This window comes from Streptomyces sp. NPDC057682 (genome assembly GCF_042799575.1).
Classification (GTDB): Bacteria; Actinomycetota; Actinomycetes; order Streptomycetales; family Streptomycetaceae; genus Streptomyces.
In genome coordinates this window covers 498168-508495 of the sequence record NZ_JBHVIN010000004.1, presented here as the reverse complement: position 1 = coordinate 508495, position 10328 = coordinate 498168, and the positions used below count along the sequence as shown (strand labels likewise).

Sequence of the window (10328 nt, the reverse complement as noted above, 5' to 3'; positions counted from 1 at the left end):
CACCGCCCCTCGTCACACCTGCCGGCGGGCTCAGCCCTCGACGCCGAGCTTCTCCAGGATCAGCTCGCGCACCCGGGCCGCGTCCGCCTGGCCGCGGGTGGCCTTCATGACGGCGCCGACGAGCGCGCCGGCGGCGGCCACCTTGCCGCCGCGGATCTTGTCCGCGACGGCGGCGTTGCCGGCGATGGCCTCGTCCACGGCGGTGGACAGCGCGCCCTCGTCCGAGACGACCTTCAGACCGCGCTTCTCGACGACGGTGTCGGGGTCGCCCTCGCCCGCGAGGACGCCCTCCAGCACCTGGCGGGCCAGCTTGTCGTTGAGGTCGCCCGCGGCGACGAGCTCGGCCACCCGGGCGACCTGCGCCGGGGTGACGGGCAGCTCGTCGAGGCCGCGGCCGGTCTCGTTGGCGTTACGGGCCAGCTCGCCCATCCACCACTTGCGGGCCTGGTCCGACGGGGCGCCCGCCTCGGTCGTGGCGACGATCAGGTCGACGGCGCCCGCGTTGAGGATGGACTGCATGTCGTGCTCGGAGACGCCCCACTCCTCCTTGAGCCGGGCGCGGCGCAGCCGCGGCAGCTCCGGGAGGCCGCCCCGCAGCTCCTCGACCCACTCCCGGGCCGGGGCGACCGGCACCAGGTCGGGCTCGGGGAAGTAGCGGTAGTCCTCGGCGTTGTCCTTGATGCGGCCGGCCGTCGTGGAGCCGTCCTCCTCGTGGAAGTGCCGGGTCTCCTGGACGACCTTGCCGCCCGAGTTCAGCACCGCGGCGTGGCGCTGGATCTCGAAGCGGGCGGCCCGCTCGACGGAACGCAGCGAGTTCACGTTCTTCGTCTCGGAGCGGGTGCCGAAGGTCTCGGTGCCGTGCGGGCGCAGCGACAGGTTGACGTCGCAGCGCATCTGGCCCATCTCCATGCGGGCCTCGGAGACGCCGAGCGCCTTGATCAGCTCGCGCAGCTCGGCGACGTACGCCTTGGCGACCTCGGGGGCGCGGTCGCCCGCTCCCTCGATCGGCTTGGTGACGATCTCGATGAGCGGGATGCCGGCCCGGTTGTAGTCGAGCAGGGAGTGGGACGCGCCGTGGATACGGCCGGTGGCGCCGCCGACGTGCGTCGACTTGCCGGTGTCCTCCTCCATGTGGGCGCGCTCGATCTGCACCCGGAAGATCTCGCCGTCCTCCAGCTGGACGTCCAGATAGCCGTCGAAGGCGATCGGCTCGTCGTACTGGGAGGTCTGGAAGTTCTTCGGCATGTCCGGATAGAAGTAGTTCTTCCGGGCGAAGCGGCACCACTCGGCGATCTCGCAGTTCAGCGCGAGACCGATCTTGATCGCGGACTCGACGCCGATGGCGTTGACGACCGGCAGCGCGCCGGGCAGACCGAGGCAGACCGGGCAGGTCTGCGAGTTGGCGTCCTGCTTCAGCTCGGTGGAGCAGCCGCAGAACATCTTGGTCCTGGTGCCGAGCTCCACATGGACCTCAAGGCCCATGACGGGGTCGTACGTCGCGAGGGCGTCCTCGTACGACTCCAGGTCGATGACAGTCACGGAAAACTTTCCCTCTCAGCCCAGCAGTACGTCGTCGTCGCCGAGACGCTTCAGTTCGCGATAGAGGATCGCGAGACCGGTCACGATCGCCGCGGCGGACACGGCGGCGTCGATGAGACGCAGCGTGTCGTTGTCCGAGCGGGCCAGCTTCGCCTGCTTGGCGACGCTGAGCGCACCGAAGGCGGTGGTGCCCATCGACACGTACAGCCCGGTCTTCGACTTCTTGAAGTTCTTGGCCTTCTTGGTCATGGCGCTCATAGCGACGGAGCCTCCTCAAGCAGCGGATGACCCCACTGTTCCACGAAGGCGGCCTCGACGGCGGCTCCGACCTTGTACAGCCGGTCGTCCTTCATCGCCGGGGCGATGATCTGCAGCCCGACGGGCAGGCCGTCCTCGGGGGCCAGGCCGCAGGGCAGCGACATGGCGGCGTTGCCGGCCAGGTTGGTCGGAATGGTGCACAGGTCCGCGAGGTACATCGCCATCGGGTCGTCGGCGCGCTCGCCGATCGGGAAGGCGGTGGTGGGCGTGGTCGGCGAGACGATGACGTCGACCTGCTCGAAGGCCTTCTCGAAGTCCCGCGTGATCAGCGTGCGGACCTTCTGCGCGGAGCCGTAGTACGCGTCGTAGTAGCCGGAGCTGAGCGCGTACGTGCCGAGGATGACGCGGCGCTTGACCTCGTCGCCGAAGCCGGCCTCGCGGGTGAGCGCGGTGACCTCCTCGGCGGACCTGGTGCCGTCGTCGCCGACGCGCAGGCCGTAGCGCATGGCGTCGAAGCGGGCCAGGTTCGAGGAGCACTCGGACGGGGCGATGAGGTAGTACGCCGAGAGCGCCAGGTCGAAGGAGGGGCAGTCCAGCTCGACGACGGTGGCGCCGAGCGACTTCAGCAGCTCGACGGACTCGTTGAAGCGCTGGACGACACCGGCCTGGTAGCCCTCGCCGGAGAACTGCTTCACGACGCCGACGCGCATGCCCGCGACACTGCCGTTGCGCGCCGCTTCGACGACCGGCGGGACGGGGGCGTCGATGGACGTGGAGTCCATCGGGTCGTGGCCGCCGATGACCTCGTGCAGCAGGGCCGCGTCCAGGACCGTACGGGCGCAGGGGCCGCCCTGGTCGAGGGAGGAGGAGAACGCCACCATGCCGTAGCGGGACACCCCTCCGTAGGTGGGCTTCACGCCGACGGTGCCGGTGACGGCGGCGGGCTGGCGGATCGAGCCGCCGGTGTCCGTGCCGATGGCGAGCGCGGCCTCGAAGGAGGCGAGGGCGGCGGAGGAGCCGCCGCCGGAGCCGCCCGGGATGCGGGTGAGGTCCCACGGGTTGCCGGTCGGGCCGTAGGCGCTGTTCTCGGTGGAGGACCCCATGGCGAACTCGTCCATGTTGGTCTTGCCGAGGATGACGACGTCGGCGGCGCGCAGCTTGCGGGTGAGCGTGGCGTCGTACGGCGGGACCCAGCCCTCGAGGATCTTCGAGCCGACCGTGGTCGGCATGTCCTTCGTGGTGAAGATGTCCTTGAGCGCGAGCGGCACCCCGGCGAGCGGGCCGAGCTTCTCGCCGGCCGCCTTCTTGGCGTCGACGGCGCGGGCCTGCGCCAGCGCGCCCTCGCGGTCGATGTGCAGGAAGGCGTGGACCTTCTCGTCGATCGCGTCGATCCGGGCGAGGTGGGCCTCGGTGACCTCGACGGCGGTGAGCTCGCCGGAGGCGATCCTCGCGGCGATCTCGGCCGCGGTGAGCTTGATGATGGTGCTGTGGTCCGTCATGGCTTTCAGTCCTCCCCCAGGATCTGCGGCACCTTGAAACGCTGCTGCTCCTGGGCCGGAGCGCCGGAGAGCGCCTGCGCGGGGGTGAGCGACGGACGGACCTCGTCCGCCCGCATGACGTTGGTCAGCGGCAGCGGGTGGGAGGTCGGCGGTACGTCTTGGTCGGCGACCTCGGAGACGCGGGCGACCGCGCCGATGATGTCGTCGAGCTGACCGGCGAAGTGATCGAGCTCTTCGCCCTTCAGCTCCAGACGCGCCAGCCGGGCGAGGTGGGCGACCTCCTCGCGCGTGATGCCAGGCATGCAGCGATCCTCAGGGTTCGGTGTGTGGTTTTGGCCGGGGGGCCGGCTGCACTTTTCCGCCGTCTGTCCGAAGGACGGGCCGCGCGGCGTCTGGTGCGTGCGATCGCAAGGCGCCGGAGCGTCCTCGTGGCGGAGCCACGTGGACGTTTCGGCAACGCTGCGAGCGTGCGTGCCAGACGCCGCGCGGCAGGTGGAAATGTGCCGCCGACCCCCAATCCTATGGGGTCGCCGAACCGTCGGATCCCCACCCGGGGAAGTGCTGCCTGTGGAGGCGACCGGCGGCGGTGCGGCGGGGTCCGCCGTCCCGCCGCCGGCTCGTCCTAGGTCGTCGCGGGTCGTGAGTCGACCGTGCGGCCGGAGGGGTGCTGTTCCGGTTCGGCGGCGGCCGCGGCCGCCAGTTCGGCGGGGCGGCGCCAGCCGTGCTCGCCGCGGGCGCGCAGCCAGGCGGTCATCTCCTGCGGCGGCATCGCGGCGGCGACCAGCCAGCCCTGGACCGCGTCGCAGCGCAGATCCCGCAGCCGCTCCCAGGTCTCGTCGTCCTCGACGCCCTCCGCGACGACCAGCAGGCCGAGGGAGTGGGCGAGGTCGATCGTGCAGCGGACGATCTCCGCGTCCTCCTGGTCGATGGCGAGCCGGGCCACGAAGGAGCGGTCGATCTTGAGCTCGCTGACCGGCAGCCGCCGCAGGTGGACGAGGGAGGAGTAGCCCGTGCCGAAGTCGTCGAGGGACATCTTCACGCCGTGCCCGGTGAGCCCGGCCAGGGTGTCGGCGGCCCGCTGCGGGTCCTCCAGCAGCACGTGCTCCGTTATCTCCAGCTGGAGCGCTCCCGCCGGGACGCCGTGCCGGGCCAGCCGGGCGGCGACGCCTCCGGCGAAGCCGGGGGTGTGCACGTCGCGCGGGGAGACGTTCACCGCGACGGGGACGAAGAGGCCCTGGGCGCGCCAGCGGGCGACCTGGGCGAGCGCCGTCTCCAGGACGTACTCGGTGAGGTGCGGCATCAGACCGGACGATTCGGCGATGGCGATGAACTCGTCCGGGGGGACCCGGCCGCGCTCCGGGTGCACCCAGCGCACCAGCGCCTCCAGACCGGCGACCTGGCCGTCGAAGCGCACCTTGGGCTGGTAGTGCAGCTCCACCTCTCCGGCGTCCAGCGCGCGCCGCAGATCACCGAGCAGCCCGAGCCGGTCCGGGGTGTTGCTGTCCCGCTTGGACTCGTAGACCTCCACACCCGTGCGGTCCCGCTTGGCCTGGTACATCGCCACGTCGGCACGGCGCAGCAGCCCCTCGGCGTCCAGCGCGTGCTCGGGATAGACGGCGACGCCGGCGCTGGCCTCCAGGACGAGGGTGAGCCCGTCGAGGTCCAGCGGGGAGGAGAGTTCGGCGGCCAGATGGCGGGCGACGCGCTGGGCGCTGGTGGTGGAGTCGGTGGTGGGGAGCAGGACGGCGAACTCGTCGCCGCCGAGCCGGGCGGCCTCCGCCCCGCGCGGCAGGGCGAGCCGGATCCGTTCCGCTATCTGCAGGAGCAGCCGGTCGCCGGCGAGATGGCCGAGGGTGTCGTTGACCGCGCGGAAGCGGTCGAGGTCGATGAGGACGAGCCCGGCGCGGCTGCCGGTGGACTCGGCCTCCTCCAGCGCCGTCCAGGTCCGCTCCAGCAGCCACTGGCGGTTGGGCAGCCCGGTGAGCGGGTCGCGCAGCTGCTCCTCGGCGCGGGCGCGGGCGATCCAGAGCGTGGAGTCCAGGGCGATCAGCGGCACCGCGAAGAGCGGCAGCAGGACGGGCCGGGCCATCGCGACGACGCAGATCAGCGGGGCGATGCCGAGCAGGGCGACGGCGATCAGGCCCTGGCGCAGCAGCGCGGTGCGGGCCGCCGTCGGCAGTCCGCCGGCCTGCGGGGTCCGCGCGTACCACAGCAGGACCCGGGTGACGAGGAGATAGGTGGAGGCCGCGAGGAGCAGTTCCGGTACGGCGTCGATGCCCCAGTCGAGTGGCTGCCAGGGCGTCTCGACGGTCTGCACCTCGCCGAAGGCGGCCAGCACCAGGGCCGCCGCCCCCACGCCGAGGATGTCCACCGCCCCGTGCAGCAGCCCCTGCCACCAGCGGTGCCGGCGGGCCACGCCGACGAGGACGACGACGACCAGGCTGACCAGTCCGGCGGGCACCCAGCCGTAGAGCAGGAGCACGGCCAGGGTGAGCGCGGCGCCGGAGCCGGTGCCGCCCCACCAGCGGTCGCGGCCGAGGGCGACGAGATGGCCGACGACGATGCCGGTGAGGACGGCGAGCGACCAGCCCGCCGTGCCGTCGGGGAAGAGCGCGTGGCCCTCGCTGACGGCCCGGTAGAAGCCGGTGGCCAGCTGGAGGGTGGCGAGGGCCACGACGGCGAGGCCCACCCCGGGCGTGAGGCCGGCGAAACCTTGCAGCCGTGACACCGGTGCGGCGTTCTCGGTCGGTTTCATTCCGTCCCTCTCACAGCCGGCGGTGCCGATGTCACCCGTTGGTTCCGTTCCGTGCCAGCGCGCGGTCCGGCGCCGGCCCGTGGTCCGGGCCCGTCCGGGGCGCACCCGTCCACAGTAGGCCGCCGGGGGCGTCCGCGGGCAGCGGTCCGACGCTCTTGCCCGAATGCGAACCGACCGCCGCTGAGCATCTGCTATGCGCCGATCGGGTGAATCCGACGGTGCGTCACAGAGCCCTCACGCTCCGGCGCGTCCGGGGCCGGCGCCCCGGGCGGGCCGCCGAACGGCGCTACCCCTCCTCGGCGGGGACGGCGGCCTCCCGCGCGGCCTCCGGTCCCTGGTCGAGCAGCACCCCGAAGCCGTCCTCGTCGAGCACAGGGACCTTCAGCTGCATCGCCTTGTCGTACTTGGAGCCGGGGTTGTCCCCGACGACGACGAAGGAGGTCTTCTTGGAGACGGAGCCGGTGACCTTCGCACCGCGGCTCTGCAGCGCCTCTTTCGCGCCATCCCTGGTGTGTCCGGCGAGGGTGCCGGTGACGACGACGGTGAGTCCCTCCAGGGGCCTGGGCCCCTCGTCCTCGCCGCTGTGCTCGTCCTCCATGCGGACGCCGGCCTCGCGCCATTTGCGGAGGATCTCGCGGTGCCAGTCCTCGGCGAACCACTGTTTGACGGAGGCGGCGATGACCGGGCCCACCCCGTCGGCGTCGGCCAGCTCCTGCTCGGTGGCCTCGTCGATCCGGTCGACGGAGCGGAACTGGCGGGCCAGCTCCTGGGCGGCGACCGGTCCGACATGGCGGATGGACAGCCCGTTGAGGACGCGGGCCAGCGGGGCCTGCCTGGCGGCGGCGATGGCCTCCAGCATGGCGACGGCGTTCTTCTTCGGTTCGCCCTGCTGGTTGGCGAAGACCCGGGCGATCTTCTCCTCGCCGGTCTTCGGGTCCCGCTTGGGCAGTCCGCTGTCGGTGTCCAGGACGTAGGCGCGGATGGGCAGCAGTTGCTCGACGGTCAGCCCGAAGAGGTCGCCCTCGTCGCGCAGCGGCGGTTCGGCAGGCTCCAGGGGCTGGGTGAGCGCGGCGGCGGCGACATAGCCGAAGTGGTCGATGTCGAGGCAGGCGCGGCCCGCGAGATAGGCGATCCGCTCGCGCAACTGGGCGGGGCAGGAGCGGGCGTTGGGGCAGCGGACGTCGATGTCCGCCTCCTTCATGGGCCGCAGCTCCGTACCGCACTCGGGGCAGTGGGTGGGCATGACGAAGGCGCGCTCGGTGCCGTCGCGCAGGTCGACGACCGGTCCGAGGATCTCCGGGATGACGTCCCCGGCCTTGCGGAGCACCACGGTGTCCCCGATCAGGACGCCCTTGGCCTTCACCACGTTCTGGTTGTGCAGGGTGGCGAACTCGACCTCGGATCCGGCGACTTCGACCGGCTCGACCTGGGCGTACGGGGTGACGCGGCCGGTGCGGCCGACGCCGACGCGGATGTTGACGAGCTTGGTGTTGACCTCCTCCGGGGCGTACTTCCACGCGATGGCCCAGCGCGGGGCGCGGGAGGTGGAGCCGAGCCGGCCCTGGAGGGGGATCTCGTCGAGCTTGACGACGACGCCGTCGATCTCGTGCTCCACGGAGTGCCGGTGCTCGCCGTAGTACGCGATGAACGCGCGGACGTCGGCCAGCGAGTCCACCACCTTGTTGTACTTGGCGGTGGGCAGGCCCCATTCGCGGAGCAGCTCGTAGGCGTGCGAGAGGCAGTCGATGTCGAAGCCCTCGCGGGCGCCGATGCCGTGGACCACCATGTGGAGCGGGCGGCCGGCGGTGACCTTGGGGTCCTTCTGACGCAGCGAGCCGGCCGCCGCGTTGCGCGGATTGGCGAAGGGTTTGTCGTCGGCCTCGACCAGCCGGGCGTTGAGCCCTTCGAAGGCCTCCATCGGGAAGAAGACCTCGCCCCGGATCTCGACGAGGGCCGGGACGCGGTCGCCCTTGAGCCGGTGCGGGATGTCCGCGATGGTCCGGACGTTGGGGGTGATGTCCTCGCCGGTGCGGCCGTCGCCCCGGGTGGCGGCTCGGGTCAGCAGCCCGTTCTCGTACGTGAGGTTGACGGCGAGGCCGTCGACCTTCAGCTCGCAGAGGTAGTGGTAGTCGGTGGTGCCGGCGTCGCGGGCGATGCGCTCGCCCCAGGCGGCCAGCTCCTCGTCGTCGAAGGCGTTGTCCAGGGAGAGCATCCGCTCGCGGTGCTCGACGGAGGTGAACTCCGTGCGGTAGGGCCCGGCGACCTTCTGGGTCGGCGAGTCGGGGGTGCGCAGCTGCGGGTGCGCCTCCTCCAGGTCCTGCAGTTCGCGCATCAGCCGGTCGAACTCGGCGTCGCTGACGACCGGCTGGTCGTTCACGTAATAGCGGAACCGGTGCTCCTCGACCTGCTCGGCGAGCAGGTCGTGCCGGTCCCGTGCCTCCGCGGGCACGGGCACGTCCTGTCCGCCCGGCAGGGGGGTCTGCTGTTCGCCGGCCATCGTCCCGTCCTCCGTTACCCGATACCCCGTTACTCAGGGTTGTCCGCAAGCGATTTCGCGGCCCGGACGCAGTGGGCGAGCGCGGCGCGGGCGTACCCGGGCGAGGCGCCCGCGAGTCCGCACGCCGGGGTGATCGTCAGGGACTCGGTGAGAGTCCCCGGATTCAGCCCCAGCCTGCGCCACAGCGTCCTGACACCCATGACGCTACCGCCCGGGTCCGACAATCCGCCCGAGGCCGGGTCGGTGCCGGGCACGACCCCGAGGAAGAGCCGGGTGCCGCCCTCGACGGCCTCCCCGACCGCCTCCTCCTCACGCTCGGTGAGAAGGGAGAAGTCGAGGGAGATCCCGTCGGCTCCGGCCCGGCGCAGCAGGGCGAAGGGGACCTCGGGGGCGCAGCTGTGGACGACGGTGGCGGCGTCGCCGGCCGCGGCGAGGACGTCGCGCAGGGTGCCCTCGACGATCTGGCGGTCGACGGCGCGGTGGGTGCGGTAGCCGCTCGCGGTCCGGACCCGGCCGCGCAGGACGGCGGTGAGGGAGGGTTCGTCGAGCTGGAGGACGGGGCGGGCGCCCGGGACCCGGCGGCGCAGTTCGGCGAGGTGGCCGGTGAGTCCTTCGGCGAGGGAGGCGGCCAGGTCGCGGCAGGCGCCCGGGTCGCCGAGGACGGCCTCGCCGCCGCGGCGTTCCAGCGCGGCGGCGAGCGTCCACGGGCCGACGGCCTGCACCTTGAGCGGGCCCTCGTAGCCCTGGGTGAACTCCTCCAGCGCGTCGAGGTCCTCGCCGAGCCAGGAGCGGGCGCGGCGGGTGTCGCGGCCGGGGCGGTCGCTGATCCGCCAGCCGCTCGGCTCGACGTGTCCGTACATCTCGACGAGCAGGCCGATGCTCCGGCCGATCATGTCGGCGCCGGGTCCGCGCGCGGGGAGTTCCGGCAGGTGGGGCAGGCCCTGCCCGTCGTCGAAGGAACCGGTGACGGTCTTGGCCGCCTCCCGCGCGTCGCCGCCGGGCATCGATCCGATTCCGGTGGCCGCGCACCCGCTGAACTTGTTCGTCTCGCTCACGCGGGAAGCCTACGGCGGGCGGCGGTCGCGTACGTCAGCGGCCGGGGCGGACCGTGAGGTCGTTGACCTCGGCGTCGCGGGGCAGGTCGAGCGCCATGAGGATCGTGGTGGCGACGGACTCGGGGTCGATCCAGCGGGCGGGGTCGTAGTCCTTGCCCTCCTGCCGGTGGACCTTCTCCTGCATGGGGCTGGCGGTGCGGCCGGGGTAGACGGTGGTGACGCGGACGCCGTTGCCGTGTTCCTCGTGGCGCAGGGAGTCGGCCAGCGCCTTCAGGCCGTGCTTGCTGGCGGCGTACGCGCTCCACCCGGGGCTCGCGGAGAGTCCGGCGCCGGAGTTGACGAAGAGGACGTGTCCCTGGGCGACGCGCACCTGGGGCAGGAGCAGGCGGGTCAGCTCGGCGGGGGCGACGAGGTTGGCGTTGAGCTGGACGTGCCAGGCCTTGGGGGTGAGTTCGCCGACCGGTCCGAGTTCGACGACGCCCGCGATGTGCAGCAGCGAGTCGAGGCGGTCCGGGACGGTCTGCTGGGCGAGGGCCCAGGAGAGCCGGTCGGGATTGGAGAGGTCGCCGACGAGCGTGCGGGCGCCGGGGTGGAGCGCGGCGAGTTCCTTGGCGCGGGCCGCGTCGCGGGCCAGCAGCACGAGGTCGTCACCGCGCTCGGTGAGGCGGCGGGCGACGGCGGCGCCGATGCCGGAACCGGCACCGGTGATGAGGTGAGTGGGCATG

General features: G+C 72.4%; 8 protein-coding genes. All 8 read right to left on the bottom strand.

The genetic code is table 11. The features are described 5' to 3' along the window. Window positions 1–30: 30 nt before the first annotated feature. The 8 genes from gatB to ACFVDM_RS09790 all read right to left on the bottom strand — a co-directional run bounded on the left by gatB (window position 31) and on the right by ACFVDM_RS09790 (window position 10327). Entirely contained in the window at window positions 31–1539 is a 1509-nt protein-coding gene (gatB, locus tag ACFVDM_RS09825) for an Asp-tRNA(Asn)/Glu-tRNA(Gln) amidotransferase subunit GatB (protein ID WP_383635387.1), read from the bottom strand. A gap of 15 nt (window positions 1540–1554) precedes the next feature. Further along, the gene (locus ACFVDM_RS09820; RefSeq protein ID WP_143619552.1) at window positions 1555–1797 is read right to left on the bottom strand and encodes a hypothetical protein; all 243 of its coding nucleotides are present in this window, start codon (window positions 1795–1797) and stop codon (window positions 1555–1557) included. Further along, window positions 1794–3296, bottom strand: coding sequence for an Asp-tRNA(Asn)/Glu-tRNA(Gln) amidotransferase subunit GatA (gene gatA / locus ACFVDM_RS09815; RefSeq protein ID WP_383635384.1), 1503 nt, complete (start codon window positions 3294–3296; stop codon window positions 1794–1796). Before gatA ends, ACFVDM_RS09820 begins: the two co-directional genes overlap by 4 nt. A 5-nt stretch (window positions 3297–3301) precedes the next feature. Further along, window positions 3302–3598 carry an Asp-tRNA(Asn)/Glu-tRNA(Gln) amidotransferase subunit GatC gene (gene gatC, locus ACFVDM_RS09810; protein ID WP_003966094.1) on the bottom strand — a complete coding sequence of 99 codons (297 nt, stop codon included), beginning with the start codon at window positions 3596–3598 and terminating at the stop codon, window positions 3302–3304. Between the two features lie 320 nt (window positions 3599–3918). Then, window positions 3919–6051: a putative bifunctional diguanylate cyclase/phosphodiesterase gene (locus ACFVDM_RS09805; RefSeq protein ID WP_383635381.1), complete on the bottom strand. Its 2133-nt coding sequence runs from the start codon at window positions 6049–6051 to the stop codon at window positions 3919–3921. Window positions 6052–6337: 286 nt separating this feature from the next. Further along, the gene (gene ligA, locus ACFVDM_RS09800) at window positions 6338–8548 is read right to left on the bottom strand and encodes an NAD-dependent DNA ligase LigA (RefSeq protein ID WP_383635378.1); all 2211 of its coding nucleotides are present in this window, start codon (window positions 8546–8548) and stop codon (window positions 6338–6340) included. Window positions 8549–8577: 29 nt separating this feature from the next. Then, the gene (locus tag ACFVDM_RS09795) at window positions 8578–9603 is read right to left on the bottom strand and encodes a methionine synthase (protein WP_383635375.1); all 1026 of its coding nucleotides are present in this window, start codon (window positions 9601–9603) and stop codon (window positions 8578–8580) included. A 34-nt stretch (window positions 9604–9637) separates the two neighbouring features. After that, entirely contained in the window at window positions 9638–10327 is a 690-nt protein-coding gene (locus ACFVDM_RS09790) for an SDR family oxidoreductase (RefSeq protein WP_383635372.1), read from the bottom strand. Window position 10328: the final 1 nt, after the last annotated feature.

What these genes read in the sequence shown, in the direction of transcription:
- ligA (WP_383635378.1), bottom strand. Translation starts at nt 8,548, where the DNA reads ATGGCCGGCGAACAGCAGACCCCCCTGCCGGGCGGACAGGACGTGCCC.
- ACFVDM_RS09805 (WP_383635381.1), bottom strand. Translation starts at nt 6,051, where the DNA reads ATGAAACCGACCGAGAACGCCGCACCGGTGTCACGGCTGCAAGGTTTC.
- ACFVDM_RS09820 (WP_143619552.1), bottom strand. Translation starts at nt 1,797, where the DNA reads ATGAGCGCCATGACCAAGAAGGCCAAGAACTTCAAGAAGTCGAAGACC.
- gatA (WP_383635384.1), bottom strand. Translation starts at nt 3,296, where the DNA reads ATGACGGACCACAGCACCATCATCAAGCTCACCGCGGCCGAGATCGCC.
- ACFVDM_RS09790 (WP_383635372.1), bottom strand. Translation starts at nt 10,327, where the DNA reads ATGCCCACTCACCTCATCACCGGTGCCGGTTCCGGCATCGGCGCCGCC.
- gatC (WP_003966094.1), bottom strand. Translation starts at nt 3,598, where the DNA reads ATGCCTGGCATCACGCGCGAGGAGGTCGCCCACCTCGCCCGGCTGGCG.